General features: G+C 64.6%; 20 protein-coding genes and 1 tRNA gene. 10 read left to right on the forward strand and 11 right to left on the reverse strand.

Features of this window, described 5'->3' with window-relative positions; translation table 11 throughout:
- Positions 1–25 precede the first annotated feature (25 nt).
- A complete protein-coding gene (locus FJ978_RS18185; RefSeq protein ID WP_140573168.1) occupies positions 26–826 on the reverse strand; it encodes a ComF family protein in 801 nt (266 codons plus the stop codon).
- A 65-nt stretch (positions 827–891) separates the two neighbouring features.
- Between FJ978_RS18185 and FJ978_RS18190 the strand changes: the two genes are divergently transcribed.
- A complete protein-coding gene (locus FJ978_RS18190; RefSeq protein WP_140573169.1) occupies positions 892–1,764 on the forward strand; it encodes a methyltransferase domain-containing protein in 873 nt (290 codons plus the stop codon).
- A 54-nt stretch (positions 1,765–1,818) separates the two neighbouring features.
- Here FJ978_RS18190 and FJ978_RS18195 read toward each other — a convergent pair whose 3' ends face one another.
- The 5 genes from FJ978_RS18195 to argJ form a co-directional block, all read right to left on the reverse strand.
- Complete coding sequence (locus FJ978_RS18195; protein WP_013892858.1) at positions 1,819–1,998, reverse strand: Flp family type IVb pilin; 180 nt, start codon at positions 1,996–1,998, stop codon at positions 1,819–1,821.
- Between the two features lie 110 nt (positions 1,999–2,108).
- A complete protein-coding gene (locus FJ978_RS18200; RefSeq protein WP_140573170.1) occupies positions 2,109–2,426 on the reverse strand; it encodes a hypothetical protein in 318 nt (105 codons plus the stop codon).
- A 153-nt stretch (positions 2,427–2,579) separates the two neighbouring features.
- The gene (locus FJ978_RS18205; RefSeq protein WP_013892856.1) at positions 2,580–3,002 is read right to left on the reverse strand and encodes a (deoxy)nucleoside triphosphate pyrophosphohydrolase; all 423 of its coding nucleotides are present in this window, start codon (positions 3,000–3,002) and stop codon (positions 2,580–2,582) included.
- Positions 3,003–3,030: 28 nt separating this feature from the next.
- Positions 3,031–3,783, reverse strand: a complete 753-nt coding sequence (locus tag FJ978_RS18210) for a GNAT family N-acetyltransferase (RefSeq protein WP_140573343.1) — start codon at positions 3,781–3,783, stop codon at positions 3,031–3,033.
- Between the two features lie 29 nt (positions 3,784–3,812).
- Complete coding sequence (argJ, locus tag FJ978_RS18215) at positions 3,813–5,054, reverse strand: bifunctional glutamate N-acetyltransferase/amino-acid acetyltransferase ArgJ (protein WP_140573171.1); 1,242 nt, start codon at positions 5,052–5,054, stop codon at positions 3,813–3,815.
- Between the two features lie 168 nt (positions 5,055–5,222).
- Here argJ and FJ978_RS18220 point away from each other — a divergent pair, with 168 nt between their 5' ends.
- On the forward strand, positions 5,223–6,452 hold the full coding sequence (locus FJ978_RS18220; protein WP_140573172.1) for a caspase domain-containing protein: 1,230 nt from the start codon (positions 5,223–5,225) through the stop codon (positions 6,450–6,452).
- Between the two features lie 112 nt (positions 6,453–6,564).
- Complete coding sequence (locus tag FJ978_RS18225; protein ID WP_140573173.1) at positions 6,565–7,164, forward strand: TetR/AcrR family transcriptional regulator; 600 nt, start codon at positions 6,565–6,567, stop codon at positions 7,162–7,164.
- Between the two features lie 64 nt (positions 7,165–7,228).
- Here FJ978_RS18225 and FJ978_RS18230 read toward each other — a convergent pair whose 3' ends face one another.
- Complete coding sequence (locus tag FJ978_RS18230) at positions 7,229–8,158, reverse strand: peptidylprolyl isomerase (RefSeq protein ID WP_140573174.1); 930 nt, start codon at positions 8,156–8,158, stop codon at positions 7,229–7,231.
- A gap of 262 nt (positions 8,159–8,420) precedes the next feature.
- Here FJ978_RS18230 and secA point away from each other — a divergent pair, with 262 nt between their 5' ends.
- The 3 genes from secA (at position 8,421) to FJ978_RS18245 (ending at position 14,135) form a co-directional block, all read left to right on the forward strand.
- Positions 8,421–11,153 carry a preprotein translocase subunit SecA gene (gene secA / locus FJ978_RS18235; RefSeq protein ID WP_140573175.1) on the forward strand — a complete coding sequence of 911 codons (2,733 nt, stop codon included), beginning with the start codon at positions 8,421–8,423 and terminating at the stop codon, positions 11,151–11,153.
- Between the two features lie 301 nt (positions 11,154–11,454).
- On the forward strand, positions 11,455–12,855 hold the full coding sequence (locus tag FJ978_RS18240) for a lipopolysaccharide biosynthesis protein (protein ID WP_140573176.1): 1,401 nt from the start codon (positions 11,455–11,457) through the stop codon (positions 12,853–12,855).
- Positions 12,855–14,135 carry a GNAT family N-acetyltransferase gene (locus FJ978_RS18245; protein ID WP_140573177.1) on the forward strand — a complete coding sequence of 427 codons (1,281 nt, stop codon included), beginning with the start codon at positions 12,855–12,857 and terminating at the stop codon, positions 14,133–14,135. Before FJ978_RS18240 ends, FJ978_RS18245 begins: the two co-directional genes overlap by 1 nt.
- A gap of 97 nt (positions 14,136–14,232) precedes the next feature.
- On the opposite strand, the gene FJ978_RS18250 is transcribed toward FJ978_RS18245, so the two are convergent.
- Positions 14,233–14,317: transfer RNA gene (locus FJ978_RS18250), tRNA-Leu, on the reverse strand.
- Positions 14,318–14,584: 267 nt separating this feature from the next.
- Here FJ978_RS18250 and FJ978_RS18255 point away from each other — a divergent pair.
- Positions 14,585–15,169, forward strand: coding sequence for a YqaA family protein (locus tag FJ978_RS18255; protein ID WP_140573178.1), 585 nt, complete (start codon positions 14,585–14,587; stop codon positions 15,167–15,169).
- Between the two features lie 87 nt (positions 15,170–15,256).
- Positions 15,257–15,775, forward strand: coding sequence for a disulfide bond formation protein B (locus FJ978_RS18260; RefSeq protein WP_140573179.1), 519 nt, complete (start codon positions 15,257–15,259; stop codon positions 15,773–15,775).
- 300 nt (positions 15,776–16,075) lie between these two features.
- On the opposite strand, the gene FJ978_RS18265 is transcribed toward FJ978_RS18260, so the two are convergent.
- Positions 16,076–16,633 carry an HNH endonuclease gene (locus FJ978_RS18265; RefSeq protein ID WP_010911702.1) on the reverse strand — a complete coding sequence of 186 codons (558 nt, stop codon included), beginning with the start codon at positions 16,631–16,633 and terminating at the stop codon, positions 16,076–16,078.
- Positions 16,634–16,761: 128 nt separating this feature from the next.
- On the reverse strand, positions 16,762–17,403 hold the full coding sequence (locus FJ978_RS18270) for a DNA-3-methyladenine glycosylase (RefSeq protein ID WP_140573180.1): 642 nt from the start codon (positions 17,401–17,403) through the stop codon (positions 16,762–16,764).
- Between the two features lie 75 nt (positions 17,404–17,478).
- Between FJ978_RS18270 and gluQRS the strand changes: the two genes are divergently transcribed.
- Together gluQRS and FJ978_RS18280 are read left to right on the forward strand one after the other, a co-directional pair.
- The gene (gene gluQRS, locus FJ978_RS18275; protein ID WP_140573181.1) at positions 17,479–18,354 is read left to right on the forward strand and encodes a tRNA glutamyl-Q(34) synthetase GluQRS; all 876 of its coding nucleotides are present in this window, start codon (positions 17,479–17,481) and stop codon (positions 18,352–18,354) included.
- A gap of 139 nt (positions 18,355–18,493) precedes the next feature.
- Positions 18,494–19,390 (forward strand): DMT family transporter, encoded by an 897-nt coding sequence (locus FJ978_RS18280; RefSeq protein WP_140573182.1) that lies wholly within the window; start codon positions 18,494–18,496, stop codon positions 19,388–19,390.
- 142 nt (positions 19,391–19,532) lie between these two features.
- Here FJ978_RS18280 and FJ978_RS18285 read toward each other — a convergent pair whose 3' ends face one another.
- A complete protein-coding gene (locus FJ978_RS18285; protein ID WP_140573183.1) occupies positions 19,533–20,384 on the reverse strand; it encodes a YihY/virulence factor BrkB family protein in 852 nt (283 codons plus the stop codon).
- Positions 20,385–20,434 lie beyond the last annotated feature (50 nt).

Genomic DNA, 20,434 nt, shown 5'->3' on the forward strand with positions numbered 1-20,434 from the left:
CCAAGCTCATACGTCCATTGCCGACTTATATAGTCGCGGACTCGTCCGCCCGAAAGTCCCCCGGCAATACACGGGCAAACGTCAACACGTCGACTGCGGCAGCACCTCCCTTTTTCAGCGCCTTGGTGGCGGAACGCACGGTGGCGCCGGTGGTGTAGACATCGTCGACCAGAAGCACCCTGCGGCCGGCAATCTCGATCTCGGCTTCCGCCGGCACCCGGAAAGCGGCGCGCACATTGTCCTCGCGTTCCTGCCGCTCCAGCCCGACCTGCTGCCGGGTGAGCTTGACACGCCGCATCGCCGAAGGTGCGAAAGACAGGCCGCTGAGCTCGCAAACCGCGCGCGCCAGTTCCGCCGACTGGTTGAACCGCCGCCTGAAGAAACGCCGCCAATGCAGCGGCACCGGCACCACCACATCGGCCTCGGCGATGAGATCGGCGCCGGCGCGCACCATCCAGCGCGCCATCCATGGCGCGAGGTCGGTGCGATCCTGATATTTCAGCCCCTGCACCATCTGGCGGGCAACGCCGGAATAGGCAACGGCCGCCCGCGCCCGGTCGAAGGGTGGCGGATCGGCGATCGCCTCGGCCGACAGAAAGCCCTCGCCCATATGGTGCGTGAACGGCGTGCCCATCACCGGACACCAGGGCCGTTCCAGAAGCCGCAGCTTCGGCCAGCAGGCGCCGCACAGCACGCCGGGCTGCGAGACATGCCGGCGGCAGCCGGCGCAAACCGGCGGAAACAGGATACGCGCCGGCCAGCCGAGGGCCGATCGGGCCAGGCTTCCGATCTCGATGGACTTGATCTTGGACCTCGGATCGGCCACGTGGTTGGTTCTCCGTACCGGCTATACCAGGTATATCAGGGCGCGGACAAACAAGGATCCGCCCGTTGCAGCCGATAATGGATACCTCTCTGTGGCTGGCGCACAAGCGGCGCGCGCTTGACGCTCCGGTTGACGGTGCCGATTTCCTCATGAACCGCACCGCCGAGGATCTTGCCGACCGGCTGGGTGCCGTCGAACGCAGGTTCGGCAAGGCCGCGGTGCTGTTTTGCCAGACGCCAGCCGCGGCCAACGTCCTGGCCGCGAGCGGCAAGGTGACGGAGATCGTCCGCGTCGAGACGGACGCGGCTTTCCTGGACGGTGCCGCAGGCATGATCGCACCGCTGGAAACCGTGCCGTTCGAGCCGGAAAGCCTCGATCTGGCGGTGTCGCTTCTGTCGCTGCAGGCGATGAACGACATTCCAGGCATGCTGATCCAGATCCGCCGCGCGCTGCGGCCGGACGGGCTTTTCCTCGGCGCCTTCGCGGGCGCCGGCACGCTCGGCGAATTGCGCGAAAGCCTGCTTGCGGCCGAGACCGAGCTTTACGGCGGCGCCAGCCCGCGCGTCATCCCGTTCACCGACGTGCGCGATGCCGGCGCGCTTTTGCAGCGGGCCGGTCTCGCCCTGCCGGTCGCCGATGTCGAAACCGTGACGGTGCGCTATGCCAACCTGTTTGCCCTGATGGCCGATTTGCGCGCCATGGGCGAAACCAGCGCGCTTGCCGACCGCACCCGGCGGCCGGGTTCACGCGCGCTGTTTGCGCGTGCCGCGGAAATCTATGCCGAGCGGTTTTCCGACCCTGATGGCCGGGTAAGGGCGAGCTTCTCGATCGTCTGGATGTCCGGCTGGGCGCCCGATGCGTCGCAGCAAAAACCGCTGAAGCCTGGTTCGGCAAAGGTCTCGCTGAAGACTGTGCTGGAGGGGCCTGAAAAGCATTGAGCTGTACGCGGACAAGCCAGGATCAATGCGCGCCAAGGTCAATGCGCGCCAAGATCAATGCGCGAAAGCGTTGGCAAGCCTGCTGCCATTGTCGCTGAACAGCCAGGTGATCGAGTTGAAGACCTGGCTGATGCCGCCGATGATGGTCAGCGACAGCACGCAGACAATCAAGGCGTATTCGACGGCAGTGGCGCCGGTCTCATCCGTCAGAAAACGCAGCAGCACTGTTTTCATCGCCTCGGTCCCCGTTGCCGGAACCCTACCGCCGATCTGTTAAGAAAGGTTAACGGCAAAGGCTTAACGGGCGGTGAAATCACCGCCCTCTGGAAAATCTCTTAACCATATCAGCAGTCGCCGCTGCTCCTGCCGTCGGACCGGATGATGCAGACTGAACCTGGCTGAGCCTGCAGCACGCTGCGACGCACCGTATAGATGCTGCGATGACTGACCGAACCCGTGGCCGCCATGTCGAGACCACCGGAAAAATCGTCACGAACCGATTGCGAGCGCGTCCGGCTGTCGAGGAAAGGTGTCGCGATCAGCGCCAGTGCCACCGCGGCCGAGCCGAACAGCAGGGTGATGCGCAGCACCCCCATGCCGGCGTCGGCGACACGAAAGCTGCGGTCGGGCCGGATCGAGTCCCAATCCCTGTCTAGGCTCATGCTGTCGCTCCCCAGCGAATCGGCGGCACGGCCGCGACAACACGGCCATGCATCAATTTTTCATGATGAGATAAATCTTCCATTAACGCTGGCTGATACGACCCGATACCGTGGATCCGGCTCGGCCACCGGCGGCAGGTGGTTTTGCCCCGCTCACAGGAGATCGATGAGGAACGGGATCAGCGGAGCATCGGCCGGAGGCATCGGATAGTCGCGCATCTGCTTGGGCCGCACCCATTTCAGCGCCTGCCCTTCCCTGGGCTGGGCAATGCCGCGGAAACGGCGGCAGATGAACAGCGGCATCAGAAGATGGAAGTCGTCATAGGAATGGCTGGCGAAGGTGAGTGGCGCCAGACATGGGATCTCGGTCTCGATGCCGATCTCCTCCTGCAGTTCGCGAATGAGGCATTGTTCCGGCGTCTCGCCGGGCTCGACCTTGCCGCCGGGGAATTCCCACAGGCCGGCAAGCTGCTTGCCTGGCGGTCGCTGCGCCAGCAGCACGCGGCCGTCGGCATCGACCAGCGCGCAGGCCGCGACCAGCAGCAGGCGCTTGCCCGTACTTGCTAGATCATTCATGTATTCACCAGCTCATTCATGCCCGACGTCACTCATGACCGGGCGGCCGGCGGTAGTGGTAGCGATAGACTTCCTCGAAACCGAGCGAATGATAGAGCGCCAGCGCCGGCAGGTTGCCGGCCTCGACCTGCAGCCAGGCCTCCCGCGCGCCGCGCAGCCGTGCCCATTTCAGCGCCGACAGGATCAGGTTGCGGCCATGGCCCTTGTTGCGCGCGGACCTGTCGGTCGCCACCTCGAACAGCCCGGCAAGATCGCCGTCATGCACGCAGATCAGCGTCGCCAGCGGTTCTGCGCCGTCTTCGAGCGCGAACAGCCCGGCTTCGGGCTGGATGGCGCCGATGATCTCCGACAGGCCGGGCCGCAACGAAACATCCGAACCGCTGACCTTGAGTGAGGCGCCTATGAAGCGGCTGATGTCCTTGAGCGGTATCTGGTCCATGGCGGTGTCGAGCTGCGCGGCCGCCAGCGGCAGCCGCATGACCAGGGATTCGTCGAACCGGTTCCAGCCCTCCTTGTCGAGATGACTGGCCAGATCAGGCCCCGACAGCGGCGACATGCGGAAGGTCAGCGGCCGGCCATAGGCGTCGAAACGGCGGCTGGCGCGGCCGATGCGGTCGGCCATGTGCTGCGTGTCGCCGGGATCGAGCGGATTGACCGAATTCAGGCGCTTGGCCGGATGGCCGGCGGTCAGCCGCACCACCCAGGTGCCGTCATAATGGACCGCGGCCGCCGGCCAGGCGCGAAAGCCGGCCGCCTCGTAGCGGCGCACGGTTGCGAGCATGCTTGCCGGATGGCGCGAAACCAAGGCGATCAGCTCCTGTAATCGCCGTTGATGGCGACATATTCCTTGGTGAGATCACAGGTCCACACCGTCGCCTTGCCGCGGCCTATGCCGATGTCGGCGCGGATGCAGATGTCGTCGCGCTTCATGTAAGCCGAAGTCTTCTCTTCCGAATAGGCCGCATCGCGTTCGCCCTCATATGCCAGCCGGTTGTCGCCGAACCAGATCGATAGCCTGTCGCGATCGGCTGGCTCGCCGGCCTTGCCGACGGCCATGACGACGCGGCCCCAATTGGCATCCTCGCCGGCAACCGCCGTCTTGACCAGCGGCGAATTGGCGATGGACAGCGCGATGCGCTTGGCCGAGCGCGCCGATTTCGCGCCGGTGACGGTGACCTCGACCTGCTTGCGGGCGCCCTCGCCGTCACGCACCACCTGCAGCGCCAGCGACTTCAGCACCTTGCCGAGCGCCCGGCGGAACGCGCCGAGACGGGCATCCCTGGGATCGGTGATTTCAGGCGCGCCGCGTTGGGCGGCCTTGCCGGTGGCAAAGATCAGCAGCGTGTCGCTGGTCGAGGTGTCGCTGTCGACGGTGACGGCGTTGAAGGTCTTGGCGGTGCCGCGCGACAAAAGATCCTGCAGCACGGGAGCCGCTATCGGCGCATCGGTGGCGACGAAGGACAGCATCGTCGCCATGTCCGGCGCGATCATGCCGGCGCCCTTGGAAATGCCGTTGATGGTGACATCGATGTCGCCGAGCTTGACGGTCTGCGTCGCCACTTTCGGATAGGTGTCCGTGGTCATGATGGCCTTGGCCGCCTCGGTCCACAGATCCGGCTTGCCGTTGCTGACCAGGCCGGCCAGCAGATGGCTGAATTTCGTGGTGTCGAGCGGTTCGCCGATGACACCGGTCGACGCCAGGAAGACCTCTCCCGCCGTGCAGCCGGCCGCCTTGGCCGCCGCCTCGCCTGTCAGCGCGGTGGACTCGCGGCCCTTCTTGCCGGTGAAGGCATTGGCGTTGCCGGAATTGACGACCAGCACCCGGGCCTTGCCGGCGCCAAGGTTCTGCCGGCAGAAATCGACCGGCGCCGAGGGGCACTTCGACTTCGTGAACACGCCCGCGACCGTGGTGCCCGCGTCGAAGACCATGGCCAGGAGGTCGGTGCGGTTCTTGTACTTTATCCCCGCTTCGGCGGTGGCGATGCGCACGCCTTCGACAACAGGCATCTTGGGGTATTTCTTCGGCGCGAGCGGCGAAATCGTCGTGGACATGGGGACCTCGGGCGGGAAAATCGCAAAGGGAAGGCCGGTTTGCCCGATACGGAGCCCCTGCGCAAGGGCGTTTTCGCCGCGTCTGCCGGGCGCGAAACCACCGCGGATCAAGCTTGCGTTTCAAATCTGTTGGCATCGCCGGGCACTGTGGCGCTATCATCGCTTCCCATGGGCAGGCTTGCGATCCTCGCTTGGGCGTTTCTGGGACTTTTGCTGCTGAGCGCCGACGCTGAGCCGCAGCGGCGCGTCGCGCTCGTCATCGGCAACGGCACCTATGCCGAAGCCGGCACGCTCGCCAATCCGGTGAACGACGCACTCGATATCGCCGATAAGCTGCGCTCGATCGGCTTCGAGGTCATCGAAGGCAACGATCTCGGCAAGCGCGAGCTCGAACGCAAGATCGGCGAGTTCTCGGATGCCCTGCAGGGCGCCGGCGCCGGGCTTTTCTACTATGCCGGCCATGGCCTGCAGGTCGACGGCCGCAATTACGTGGTGCCGGTCGACGCCAGGCTCGACATGCCGGTGAAGCTCCAGCTCGAAGCGGTGCCGATCGACGAAGTCCTCGACATCATGGAACAGCAGACCAAGGTCAGCCTGGTGTTTCTCGATGCCTGCCGCAACAATCCGTTTGCCCGCAGCCTGAGCCGCAGCGCCACAACCCGCTCGGCGACCGCGCTGGCAGGGCTGGCGCAATTCGATTCGACGCGCGGCTCCTTCATCGCCTTCTCGACGGCGCCGGGTGCGGTCGCCATGGACGGTACCGGGCGCAACTCGCCCTTCGCCGCCGCCTTGCTGCGGCACATCGCCGAGCCCGGCCAGAGCATCAACGACATGATGATCGCGGTGCGCCGCGACGTGGTCTCGCAAACGCGCGAGGCCCAGCGACCATGGGAACAGGGTTCGCTGCTCGAACGCTTCGAGTTCGTGCCGGGCGGCGGGCCGGTGCTGTCGCCCAAGGTGGCGGCGGCGCCCGCGCCAGCCCCGCAGGTCGCTGCACTCGAGCGCTCCGTGGGCGACGACAAAGCCTCGATCGAAAAATTCCTGCGCCAGGATTATCTGGCGCCGGACACCAGGGCGATGGCCGACACCGTCCAGCGGCTCTACGGTTCGTCCGCCTCCATTTTCGGCACACGCTACGACGCCGCCGCCATCCTCAAGATGAAGGCCGACTGGTTTGCGCAATGGGCTTCGTGGTCGCTTGGCCTGGAATCCGGCAGCCTGGAGATCACGCCGCATGGGGAGGATCGCGCCGATGCCGCTTTCGCCATGCGCTACGACTATGTGCCGAAGGACAAGTCGGCGGCACGGCTGACCGGCAAGGCGCGCATCACGCTCGGGCTGGTCAAGGCCGAGGACGGGTGGCGCATCGAGTCGGAAACCTCTCAAGCGGTGCAATGAACGGCGGGACGATCGCCCTGCGGCTTCGCCTGATTCGTTGAAAAACGGCCCGTTTCGTTTCATCGCGTGCTCACCTATGATTGCCGCGAAAGTGTTGGCGAGGACGACGGGAATGGCCGAGGACGCGGATCCGGCACGCAAATCGATTGGCGCCAGGCGCAATCCCGACAGCGCCGAAGCCATTCTGGAAGCCGCCGAAGCCGTGCTGGTCGAGGCCGGCTATGCCGGTTTCTCGATCGAAGCCGTGGCGCGCCGCGCCCGTGCCGGCAAGCCGACCATCTACCGCTGGTGGCCGAGCAAGGCGGCATTGCTGCTCGAAGTCTACCAGCGCCAGAAACGCGTCGATGTGCCCGATACCGGAAAACTGGAGGAGGATCTTGTCGGCTTCCTGGAGAACCTCTTCGCCCATTGGCGCGAGACATCGTCGGGCAGCGTGTTCAGGTCGCTGATCGCCGAGGCGCAGACGGACGAAACCGCGGCGACAGCCCTTGCCAGCTATGCCAGCGGACGCCGCGCCCATACCGCGCAGATCATCGAGCGCGCCAAGGCCAGGGCGGAGGTCGCGGCCGATATCGATCCGGGCGTGGTCGCCGACCTCGTCGCTTCCTATGCCTGGCGGCATCTCCTGACCAACCGGCTCGATGAGCCCGAGGCGACGATACGCAAGGTGGTCCACTATCTCCTGCAAGGCATAGCGGCATCAGGCAGATAGCGGCGGCTAGAAAAAGGGCGCGGCAACCCTTGGCTGCCGCGCCCCTTTGAAACCTCGTTCAGGCTTACTTGCCGGCTTCCATCGTATCGACGGCCTGCTTCAGCTTGACATCGGGGATCTCGACCTTGGCTCCGGCGCGCAGCGACTTGACCAGGGCGAAATACTTGTCGCGGATGACCGCCTGCTTGGCCTGGTCCTTGACGTCGTCGAAGGCCGGCGGCTGCTTGGTGCGCTTGTCTTCGAGCTTGATGACGTGCCAGCCGAACTGCGACTGCACCGGCTGTTCGGTGTATTTGCCGACCTCGAGCGCGAAGGCAGCCTTGTCGAATTCCGGCACCATCTGGCCAGGTCCGAACCAGCCGAGGTCGCCGCCGCTGGTCTTGCCCGAGGGATCGCTGGTGTGCTCGTTGGCGAGCTTCTGGAAGTCGGCGCCGCCATCGAGCTGCTTGATGATCGCCTCTGCCTCTTCCTTCGTCTTCACGAGGATGTGACGGGCATGCACCTCGTTGACCGGCGGCGTGTTGGCGATCTCCTGGTCGTAGCGGGCGCGGACTTCGGCATCGGTGACCTTGGCAACGACGCCCTTCTCGACCATCTCGCCATGCAGCGCGCGCTGCTGCAGGAAGGCCATGCGGCGCTGGAAGTCGGGATCCTTGTCGAGACCGGTGGTGACGGCCTGGGCGGCCATGACGCGGATCTCGATGGCCGCCGAAAGTGCCGCGGCGCGGCGCTGTTCGGGCGGCAGCTGCGCGAACTGCTGCGACAGCTCGCCTTCGGCAAGCATGAGGTCGGCTTCGGTCAAGGGCTGGCCGTTGACGGTGGCGACCACGGCATTCGGGTCGACCGGCGCCGCCGCGGGTGCTGGAGCTGCCGCATCGGCCGGCGCGGGAGCCGGAGCGGTCTCCTGCGCCATCAGCGGCGACAGGCTAAGAGCCGACAGCCCGAAAGCCAGACCAAGGCTGGCAAGCGACGCACGGCGGAACAACAAGGACATAAGGATGACTCCGGTGGAGGATTGTAAGGAGGGACGGCTTCCAGATCAGCCAGATTGTGGCGGAATTTGGCGCGACCGGCAGGGCCAGCGCGGCGTTGACATCAGTTGAGCCCCCTCTTATCTGTCCAACGACTTGGCGTCCAGAACCGTTTTCCGGGCGCTTTTTGTGTTTGCCCGCATTCAAGCGGTGCGTTCACGCGGATTTGATGGGGCCGGCCGGCGCCTGTCTCAAGATTGAGAATTCTATCGAAAGGACCATTGGATGGTCAGTCTCGGCGGTCTCGCCCGTAAGGTTTTCGGTTCCTCCAACGACCGTCGGGTCAAATCGACCCGGCCCCGCGTCGAGGCGATCAACGCCATGGAAAACGAGATGCGGGCTCTTTCCGACGCCGAGCTTGCCGGCCGCACGGCAAAGTTCCGCCAGGATATCGCCAATGGCGCCAGCCTTGACGACCTTCTGGTCCCGGCCTTCGCCACCGCCCGCGAAGCGGCGCGCCGCGTGCTCGGCATGCGCCCCTTCGACGTCCAGCTGATCGGCGGCATGGTGCTGCACAATGGCGGCATCGCCGAGATGCGCACCGGCGAGGGCAAGACGCTGGTCGCGACGCTGCCGGTCTACCTCAACGCACTCGCCGGCAACGGCGTCCATGTCGTTACCGTCAACGACTATCTTGCCACCCGTGACTCCGAATGGATGGGCCGGGTCTACAAATTCCTCGGCCTCTCGGTCGGCGTCATCGTCCACGGCCTGTCGGACGAAGAGCGCCGCGTCGCCTACGCGTCCGACGTCACCTACGCCACCAACAACGAACTCGGCTTCGACTATCTGCGCGACAACATGAAATACGAGCGCGCCCAGATGGTGCAGCGCGGTCACAATTACGCGATCGTCGACGAAGTCGATTCGATCCTGGTCGACGAGGCGCGCACGCCGCTGATCATTTCCGGTCCGCTCGAGGACCGTTCGGAAATGTACAACACCATCGACACCTTCATCATCCAGCTGCAGCCGCAGGATTATGAGATCGACGAGAAGCAGAAGACCTCGATCTTCACCGAGGAAGGCACCGAGAAGCTGGAGAACCTGCTGCGCGACGCCGACCTTTTGAAGGGCGAGTCGCTCTACGACGTCGAGAACGTCGCCATCGTCCACCACGTCAACAACGCGCTGAAGGCGCACCGCCTGTTCCAGCGCGACAAGGACTACATCGTGCGCAACGGCGAGATCGTCATCATCGACGAGTTCACCGGCCGCATGATGCCGGGCCGCCGTTATTCGGAAGGCCTGCACCAGGCGCTGGAAGCCAAGGAGCATGTGGCGATCCAGCCGGAGAACCAGACGCTGGCCTCGGTCACCTTCCAGAACTACTTCCGCCTCTACAAGAAGCTTTCCGGCATGACCGGTACGGCGCTGACCGAGGCCGAGGAATTCGGCAACATCTACGGCCTGGAAGTCACCGAAATCCCGACCAATTTGCCGGTCATCCGCATAGACGAGGACGACGAGGTCTACCGGACGGTCGAGGAGAAGTACAAGGCGATCGTCAAGGAGATCCGCGAGGCCAGCGCTAAGGGCCAGCCGACGCTGGTCGGCACGACCTCGATCGAGAAGTCCGAGCAGCTGGCCGAGCGCCTGCGCAAGGAAGGCTTCAAGGACTTCGAGGTGCTGAACGCCCGCCACCATGAGCGCGAGGCGGCCATCGTCGCCCAGGCCGGCAAACCCGGCGCCATCACCATCGCCACCAACATGGCCGGCCGCGGCACCGACATCAAGCTCGGCGGCAATGCCGAGATGCGCATCGCCGAGGAACTTGGCGACATGCCTGAAGGCCCCGAGCGCGAGGCGCGGGAAAAAGAGATCAACGCCGATGTCGAGCGGCTGAAGGAGAAGGCGCTGGCCGCCGGCGGCCTCTACGTGCTGGCCACCGAACGCCATGAATCGCGCCGCATCGACAACCAGCTTCGTGGCCGCTCAGGCCGCCAGGGCGACCCCGGCCGCTCGAAATTCTTCCTGTCGCTGCAGGACGACCTGATGCGCATCTTCGGCTCCGAGCGCATGGACGGCATGCTGCAGAAGCTCGGCCTCAAGGAAGACGAGGCGATCATCCATCCCTGGATCAACAAGGCGCTGGAGAAGGCGCAGAAGAAGGTCGAGGCACGCAACTTCGACATCCGCAAGAACCTGTTGAAATATGACGACGTCTCCAACGACCAGCGCAAGGTCGTGTTCGAGCAGCGCATCGAACTGATGGACGGCGAAGGCCTGTCGGAAACCATCGCCGAGATGCGCGAGGGCGTCATCGAAGAGATCGTCGCCAAGGCCATCCCCGAAAACGCCTATGCCGAGCAATGGGACGTTGCCGGCCTGAAGGCCGAAGTCGCCGAATTCCTCAATCTCGACCTGCCGATCGAGGACTGGGCAAAGGAAGAGGGCATCGCCGAGGACGACATCCGCGAGCGCATCACGCAAGCCGCCGAGGCCGCCGCCAAGGAACGCGCCGAGCGCTTCGGCCCCGAGGTGATGAACTATGTCGAGCGCTCGGTCGTGCTGCAGACGCTCGACCATCTGTGGCGCGAGCACATCGTCAACCTCGACCATCTGCGCTCCGTCGTCGGCTTCCGCGGCTACGCCCAGCGCGATCCGCTGCAGGAGTACAAGAGCGAGGCCTTCGAGCTGTTCCAGGCGATGCTGGGCAATCTGCGCCAGGCCGTCACCGCGCAGCTGATGCGCGTCGAACTGGTCCGCCAGGCCGCCGAAGCACCGCCTCCGGAAGCGCCCGACATGTTCGGCAGCCATATCGACGGCACCACCGGCGAGAATGATTTCGGCGACGGCGAGACCGCCCTCCTGGTGCGCCAGGAGCAAAACGCCATCGTCGCCCCTGAGGACCGTGATCCGAACAACCAGGCCACCTGGGGCAAGGTCGGCCGCAACGAAGCCTGCCCCTGCGGCTCGGGGAAGAAGTACAAGCATTGTCATGGAGCGTTTGCGTAAGGGCCGCGTTCTTCCTTCTCCCCGTTCCACGGGGAGAAGGTGCCCGAAGGGCGGATGAGGGGCGGCGCTGACCTCTGCGATTGTCAGACGCAGTCCCCGCGAAGCCATTTCGTCCGTGGATAGTTTCCCTCGCCCTGCCCGCATCAGCCCGATGCTGCGAAAGCTGGCGCTGCCCATCCGCCTGCCGGCACCTTCTCCCCGTATAGGGACGGGGCGAAGGAAGCTCCCCGCCCACGTTTTCTTAATGTGTCTCCGCTACACCCAACCCTGAAAAAGAGGCGGAAAACGGAGAAAATTCGGGGTGCGCTTTTCCGCGGCCACGACTGCCGGGCGGTTCTTGCCGCAGCGCTTGGCGCTGCGCATGGGGCCGTTGCTCGACCGCATCGACGCCGTGCTGTTCACCGCCGACGAGCGCGGCGAGGCCGGCCGCATGTCGGTCATCGCCTTCTCCATCCGCATCGTCAGCGCCGTCATCGCCTTCGTCAGCCAGGTGCTGATGGCGCGCTGGATGGGCTCGTTCGAATACGGCATCTTCGTCCTCGTCTGGGTGACGATGGTCATCGTCGGCAATCTCGCCTGCCTCGGCTTCCACACCTCGGTCATCCGCTTCATCCCCGAATACCGCGAGCGCGGCCTGATGGATGAACTGCGCGGCATCGTCGTCGCCAGCCGCCTGTTCGTGCTGATCGCCTCGACGATCATCGCCGGGCTCGGCGCGCTTGGCGTCTGGCTGGCCGCGCCGTGGATCGAGAACTACTACGTGATACCGTTCGTCCTGGGCGTCATCTGCCTGCCGATGATCGCGCTGTCGGACCTGCTGCAAGGGCTGGCGCGCGCCAATTCATGGGCGCTGTTCGCCCTGTCGCCGACCTACCTGATACGCCCCGTTCTGATCCTGCTGTTCATGGCGCTGATGCTTTTCGCCGGCTACGCGCCCGACGCCAAGACAGCGATCTTCGCCTCGATCGCCGCCACCTATGTCACCACGCTCGCCCAACTCATCGGCGTGACCCAGCGCATGGAACGGAAGATCCCCGCCGGGCCGATGAAGGTGCATTTCGCGCAATGGTTCGTCGTCTCGCTGCCGATCTTCCTGGTCGAAAGCTTCTTCTTCCTGCTCACCAACGCCGACGTGCTGATGGTCGGCGCCTATATGGATCCCAACGACGTCGCCGTCTATTTCGCCACGGTCAAGACGCTGGCGCTGGTGCATTTCGTCTATTTCGCGGTCAAGGCCGGCGTCGCCCAGCGCTACGCGCAGTTCACCCATGGCGAGCCGGAAAAGCTTGCAGCCTTCGCCCGCGAGACGGTGTCGTGGACCTTCTGGCCGTCGCTTTTGATGGCGCTGCTGGTGCTGGCGCTGGGCGAACCGATACTGGTGCTGTTCGGCCCCGAATTCACATCGGGCTATCCGCTGTTGTTCCTGCTCGTCTTCGGCGTGGTGGCGCGCGCCGCCGTCGGCCCATGCGAGAGCCTGCTCACCATGAGCGGCAACCAGAACATCTGTGCCGCCGTCTATGCCATGACATTGGCCTTCAACATCGGCCTCAACGTCGTGCTCATCCCGCTCTTCGGTCTGTGGGGCGCGGCGATGGCCACCGCCTTCGCCATGATCTTCGAGGCCGGCGCGCTGTCTTTCACGGTCTGGCGCAAGCTCGGCATCGTCATGGCGATCTTCGTGCCAGTCCAAGGAGCCACGTGATGGCCGCTGTCCCCCTGCTCGAGGAAACCAGCGGCGGTACGGCCGGCGCCATGGTGTCCGGCCTTGCCGGGCTGGCGCGCGACGCCGACCCTGCCCATATCGAAATCCTCGCCAACAACCGGCCCGAGCGCAAGCTCGCCATCTATCCGGCATCGGCCGGCTTCGACCTGGTCGAGGAGCTGGATTATCTCTGCGCCCGCACGATCGAGCCGAACGTCTTCTTCAACCCGCGCTTCCTGGCTCCGGCCATGCCCCGGCTGGAGGATCGCGAGGTGCGGCTGGCGGTGATCCGCGATGGCGACGAATACCGCAACCGGCTGCGCCTCCTGGTGCCGTTCTCGGTGGAACGCCCGGTGGTGCCGCTCGGCGTGCCTGTGATGCGCACATGGTCGAGCCCGTTCGGTCCGCTCGGCACGCCGCTGATCGACCGCGACGATCCGGTCGGCGTGGTCGAGGATTTCTTCGCGATGCTGTCGCGCCCGCACCTGAAACTGCCGAAGGTCTTCGTCCTGCCCGACATCAGGCTCGACGGTCCGGTGGCGAGCCTGCTCGGCACCGTGGCCGAGACGCGCGGCCTGATGCTGGTCACCACCGGCCAGACCCAGCGCCCCGCCCTGGAGAGCGAACTCGACGGCGACGACTATCTGAAGGCCTCGCTGCGCGCCCACCATTACCGCGAATTCCGCCGCCTGAAGCGGCGCCTCGGCGACCTCGGCAAGCTGGAGCATGGGGTGGCGCGCGGCCCCGAAGAGATCCGCCACGCCATCGAAAGCTTCCTGACGCTGGAAGCGTCCGGCTGGAAGGGCCGCGAGCGCACCGCCATGGCGATCGACCGCTTCCGCGCCGCCTTCGCGCGCGAGGCCGTGCATCGGCTCGCCGAACAGGACATGTGCCGCATCCATTCGCTGACGCTCGACGGCCGCACCATCGCCTGCCTGATCGTCTTCGTCGAAGCCGGCGTCGCCTACACCTGGAAGACGGCCTATGACGAGACGTTGGCCGCCTATTCGCCGGGCACGCTGTTGATGATCGAAGTGACGAAGCAGCACCTCGACGATCCCAACATCATGATGACCGATTCCTGCGCCGTGCCGGACCATCCGGTGATGAGCCGGTTGTGGACCGAGCGCAAGCCGATCGGCACGCTGGTGATCGGGCTGACGCCGGACGCCGACCGCCTGGCACGCCAGGCCGCCTCACAGCTGCATCTCTACCGTGAAACCCGCAACATGGCCCGCCTGCTGCGCAACCGCATGAAGAGCCTGCTGCGGCGTCGGTGATCCTCCTTCGCCAAGGCTACGGAGGACACTCTCCCGTCCATCGAGCTCCGAAGCTCCAAGAGGGTGGCTTGCCACCCGAAGCTCGAAGAGCGAAGGGTGGTGCCCCTAGCCGGGATCGAACCAGCACTCCTTGCGGAACTCGATTTTGAGTCGAGCGCGTCTACCAATTCCGCCATAGGGGCTCAGGCCGGACGGCCTGGATGGGCGCGGACTATACGGTCGGAGGCCTGTTCGTCAACTGGCCAAATCTCGGGATCGCCTGGATGCGACCAAACTGCGCCTTTCGATTTCGTGGCTGTGCTGCCATTGTGCAGCGCGGAAAATCTTTCTAGACAGGCGGCGTGTCAAAGCGATGCCCATCTGAACACGGATGGATGCCCCGCGCTTTGGGTCCTGTTTTGTCCCGAAACCGATACACACCTTGCGGGCGACATGCATTAGGAGTGCCGATGCTTCGTGGACTGTACGACTGGACCTTGTCCCTGGCTGCCCGCAAATCCGCCGAATGGTGGCTGGCCTTCATCGCCTTCGTCGAAAGTTCTGTGTTCTTCATCCCGGCGGACGTACTGTTCCTGCCCATGGCGTTGGCGCGGCCAGAACGCGCCTATCGCTACGCGCTGACCGCCACTGCCGCGTCCGTGCTGGGCGGCATCGCCGGCTGGCTGATCGGCTACTATGCCTACGACACGATAGCACGGCCGATCCTGGAGCACTTCGGCGGCATTGCCACATTCGAGAAGTGGCAGTCGTCCGGGTACGGGCTGATGCTGGTGCTGCTCGTCACGTCCGGTGTTGCGCACCTGCCGCCGATCAAGGTGGTCACTATTCTCGCCGGGGCGCTTCACATCAATCTTGTGGTCTTCATCGTCTCGGCCATCTTGGCGCGAGGCGCTCGTTTCCTGCTGCTCGCCTGGCTGCTGCGCCGCTATGGCGAGCCGATCAGGGAGTTCATCGAGAAGCGCCTGGGATTGATTGTCGGCGCCGGCGCGGCTGCCCTGATTTTGCTCTATATATTGGTCAAATACGCGTTCTGATCCATGTCGCCCCAAACCATATAGCGGCTTTGGGACAACGGCACGGACAAGGAAATAGCCCGACGAATTCAGCGGACGAAAGACCCAATGACAGCCATCATGAATGCCGATACCGGACGCCAGCGGACGCGAACCGCCCTGTTTCTCGCTGTCGCCATGGCCGCCACCGTCGGCTCGGCGCTCGCCTTCCAGTACATCGGCGGCTACATCCCCTGCCATCTCTGCCTGGAGCAGCGCACCCCCTACTATATCGGCGTGCCGTTGATGGTGTTGGCGGTGATTGCATCGATGCTGCGCGCACCCGCATGGCTGACGCGCGGCCTGCTGGGCATCGGCGGTCTGCTGATGCTCTACGGCCTCTATCTCGGCGTCTACCACTCCGGCGTCGAATGGCAGTGGTGGGCGGGCCCGACCGATTGCACGGCGGACGCCGGGCCGGTCGACACTGGTGGCAAGGGCGTGCTCGACGCGCTTGACAAATTCGTGCCGCCCTCCTGCGACAAGGCCGCGCTGCGCATCCTCGGCCTGTCGCTGGCCGGCTGGAACGCCATCGCCAGCCTTGTCCTGGCAGCCGTCGCCTTCCGCGGCGCACTTTCCCGCGACTGAGCCTATTCGCGTGAGTAGCGCGACGCAGAGTTAGAGCGAAGATTCAGCAGGCTGAATTGCATGGCTCGGCTTTCAACGTCCGAGCAGGTCGACCCCCACTCCGTCTCGGCTTCGCCGAGCCACCTCTCCCCCGATCGACGGGGTAGAGGAAGGGCGCGAGCTTTTGTGCCGGGAGGCTCCCTTCCTCTCCCTCCGGAGGGGGAGAGGTGGCGCTGCGAAGCGACGGAGTGGGGAAGCCGGTGCTTAAACGCGAAGGCGCTGATAAGTGAGACGGCCAGCCTCCCGAATTCTCGAACGATCTCAGGGTTCCAGTTCGACGTCCCAGTATAGATAATCCATCCAGCTTTCATGCAGATGGTTGGGCGGGAACAGGCGGCCGTTGTTGTGCAGATCGTGCACCGTCGGCTGGTAGGGCTTCTGCAGCGGCCACATCTTGGCATGCGCCGGCATCATGCCGCCCTTCCTCAGATTGCAGGGCGAACAGGCGGCGACCACATTCTCCCATGTCGTCGCCCCGCCGCGATGGCGCGGGATGACGTGGTCGAAGGTCAGGTCGTCGGGCGTGCCGCAATATTGGCATTGGAAGCGGTCGCGCAGGAAGACGTTGAAGCGCGTGAAGGCCGGATGCCTGGACGGCTTCACATAGGCCTTCAGGCTGACGACGCTCGGCAGCTTCATCGAGAAGGTCGGCGACGACACCGCGTGCTCGTATTCGGCGACGATGTTCACCCGGTCGAGGAAGACGGCCTTGATGGCGTCCTGCCAGGACCAGAGCGACAAGGGGTAATAGCTGAGCGGACGGTAATCCGCATTCAGCACCAGTGCTGGAAGCCCATCCGGAGATACGGCAACCGTCACGTGTTTACCTCCTTGGTTCTAGACCCGAACGGCGGGGATACTGTAAGCCTGACATGACAGGGATGTGAAGCGGATTGTCGCGTTGCCGAAGCGTCAAAAACGCATGATTTTTACGCTTTTTTGCAGATTCAGGCCGGCGGCGCGGCGTCCCGCCCCCTGGTTTCGCGATAATAGGACCAGAAAAGCCGCGATGCGACACCTCGCCACGGGCTCCATGATTCGGCCAATGCGATCAGTGCTTTCTCGGGTGGACGCGGGTCGATGCCGAGCGCATGACCGACCGCCGTTTGCAGCGCGACGTCACGCGCGGGGAAGATATCGGGGTGGCCCGCGGCAAACAACAGATAGACTTCCGCCGTCCAGGGACCAATGCCGGGCACCGCCGTCATCGCCGTGATGGCCTCGACCGCGTCGAGCGAACAGAGGTGATGAAGGTCGAGGCCGTCGGCCACGGCTTGGGCAACCGCGATCAGGCCGCGCTGCTTGGGCCGTGACAAGCCGGCTTCGCGGAACATGTCCTCGCCGGCGGCCAAGATCGCCTGTGGCGTCAGCGGGTCGACAAGCCTGGTCAGCCGGCCGAAGATCGCGTCTGCACTGGCGCGCGACACCTGCTGCGAGACGATGATCGAGGCCAGACTCCTGAATCCAGGCTCGGAAAGCCTGAGCGGCACCTCGCCCGCCATGCCGCGCACCTTGTCCAGGCGCGGGTCGATCGCGCAAAGCGCATCGAGCCCGCGGGCGATGTCGTCGAGTGTGGCGATGCGTTGCATGGTATCCTTGTCCGCGAATGTGCCGCAAGGTAGCAACTGCCAAAACCGCCGCACAACCCGATTGCCGCTTGAGACATGACGCTCCTGACATTCCGCTTCGCGCCCAGCCCCAATGGCGAACTGCACCTTGGTCATGCGTATTCGGCGCTGCTCAACCAGAAGCTGGCAAAGGCGAATGACGGTCGCCTGCTGCTGCGCATAGAGGATATCGACACGACGCGCTGCACGCCGCAATTCGAGGCGGGCGTGCTGGCCGATCTAAAATGGCTGGGTCTCGACTGGGAGGAGCCGGTGCGCCGCCAGTCCGGGCATTTTGCCGAGTACGGGACGGTGCTCGACCGGCTGATGAGCGAGGAACTCGTCTATCCGGCTTTCATGAGCCGTGGCGAGATCCGCGCCTTCATCACCGACAGCGAAAGGCGCGGGCGCGACTGGCCGCGCGACCCTGACGGCGTGCCGCTCTATCCCCCGGCCGACAAGGCGCTGCCGGTCAGGGAACGCAAGCGGCGCATAGCCGAAAATGCTCCCTTCGCCTGGCGGCTCGATGTCGACGCCGCCATGGCGCGTGTCGGCAGGGATCTCGCATGGACCGAATTCACCGACGAGACGCTGTCGGCGACGCGCGCGGTCGCCGCCCGCCCGTGGGACTGGGGCGATGTGATCGTGGCGCGCCGCGACATCCCGACCAGCTACCATCTTGCCGTCGTCATGGACGATGCCCTGCAAGGGGTCAGCCATGTCGTGCGCGGCCAGGACCTGTTTTCCGCAACGGGCGTGCAGCGCCTGCTCCAGGAGCTTCTGGGGCTACCGCAGCCGACCTATTTCCACCACCTGCTCATCCTCGGGCCGGATGGGCGAAAACTGTCGAAGAGCCTTGGAGACACTGGCCTTGCCAAGCTGCGCGATGCGGGCGCATCGCCTGACGATATCAGGCGAATGGTGGGGCTTTGACCTCTGGCTGGTCCGGAAAATCGCACTGCCCTTGAATTCCCGTGATGCATGGATCAATCGTTTCGTTTTGCGCGCCGGCTTGAACGGGACTAGAGCAGCGCCACGGTCAATTCTCACCAGCGTGGCGGTCTCCGGAAAAATGCACAGCATCAAGCGGTTCATCCCCGCCACCTTCGTCGTCTTGTGGGCGACCGGCTTCATCGGCGCCCGCTACGCCATGCCATGGGCGGAACCGTTTACCTTCCTTGCCGCACGGTTCGTGATAGCCGCGATCCTGCTGGCCGTCCTGACGCTTGTGCTGGGCTCGAAACGAGCCACCCGCAAGCAGGCGTTGCACGCCACTGGCGCCGGCGTGCTGATGCATGGCGTCTATCTCGGCGCCGTCTTCTGGGCCATCCACAGGGGCATGCCGGCCGGTTTTTCGGCCCTGATCGTCGGCCTGCAGCCGCTGATCACGGCCGTGCTTGCCGGCAAGTTCCTCGGCGAGGCCATCCTGCCGCGCCACTGGCTTGGCCTTGGCATCGGCCTGATCGGCATCGTCATCGTGCTGTGGCCCAAGCTCGGCGCGCTCGGCGGCGGAGTGACGGCGGCGACGTTGATCGCCTCGCTGGTCTCGGTGCTCGGCATGAGCGCCGGCACCATCTGGCAGAAGCGTTTCGCTTCCGGCGGCGACCTTGTCGCAGCCACCATGTGGCAATATGTCGGCGGTGCTTGCCTGATGATCCTGGCCGCGCTCGCTTTCGAAACCCACACCGTTATCATCAATGGCGAACTGACCTTCGCCATGGCCTGGCTGGTGCTGGTGCTGTCGCTCGGCGCCATTTTCCTGCTGATGGTGATGATCCGCGACGGCGAGATGTCGAAAGTCGCCTCGCTGTTCTACCTGGTGCCGGCGGTGACAGCGATCATCGCCTGGGCACTCTTCGACGAGCAGCTCAACGCCCTGCAGATCGTCGGCATGGCGATCACGACCTTCGGCGTCGGCCTGGCAACCGCTCGGCAGGCGAAGCGAAGAACTGTGGAATTGAGGAATTGAGGAATTGAGGAATTGAGGAATTGAGGAATTGAGGAATTGAGGAATTGAGGAATTGAGGAATTGAGGAAGAAGCACACAGCGCCAGATATGGCCCGCTTTTTCTTCAATTCTTCAATTCTTAAATTCCTCAGTTCCTCAGCCGTCATCCCACCCGCGCACGTGCCTCCAGATAGCGGCTGATCGCGGCATTGAGCTCGCCACCGAGGATGAAGATCGCCGAGACGATGTAGAGGAAAACCACCGCGATCATGATCGAGGCGAGACCGGCATAGGTCGTCACATAGGACGAGAAATGGTCGAGATAGGTGGCGAATATGGTCGAGCCGATAAGCCATGCTGCCAACGTGAAGATGATGCCGGGCACCAGCGAGACGAAGCGGCGCTTGCCGGCCGGCAGCCAGTAGTGGACGGCAAACAAGCCGCCGATGATGACGGCTGAGGCGATGACGTAGCGCCATAGCGTGATCGTGCCGGTATAGGGCTTGATCCACTCGAAATGGGCTTCCGCCAGCCGCGCCAGCAGCGGCGCGAACACCAGGAGCACGCTGATCGCCAGGAAACCGGCGGTGGCGATCAGCACGAAGAAGATGCTCTGCACCCGGCGATGAATGATGCCGCGCGTCTCCGTGACGCGGTAGGCCCGGTTGAGCGACGTGCGCAGCGCCTCGATGCCGTTCGAGGCGAAATAGGCCGCCAGCAGCACGCCGTAGGTCAACAGGTCGGTGCGCCTGACGGTCAGCACGTTCAGCACCTCATGCGCGATCGGCTTGGCGATCTGATCCGGCCAGGTGTCGAAGACCAGATGCACGGCCGTGTCGGCAAAGGCCTGGGCGCCGAGGAAGCTGCCCAGCGTGGTGGCGAAGATCAGGAACGGAAACAGCGCCATCAGCGAGGTGATCGCCAGATGGCTGGCCATCGCCCAGCCGTCATCGGTGTTGAAATGGCCGATCGCGTCGTAGAGCACGCGGCGCAGGGCGACGATATTCCGCAGCAAGTACGCGCGCTCCCTTCGATTGTCTCGACGCCGCGAATATGGGAAGTGAA

This window comes from Mesorhizobium sp. B1-1-7 (assembly GCF_006442705.1).
GTDB lineage: Bacteria > Pseudomonadota > Alphaproteobacteria > Rhizobiales > Rhizobiaceae > Mesorhizobium > Mesorhizobium opportunistum.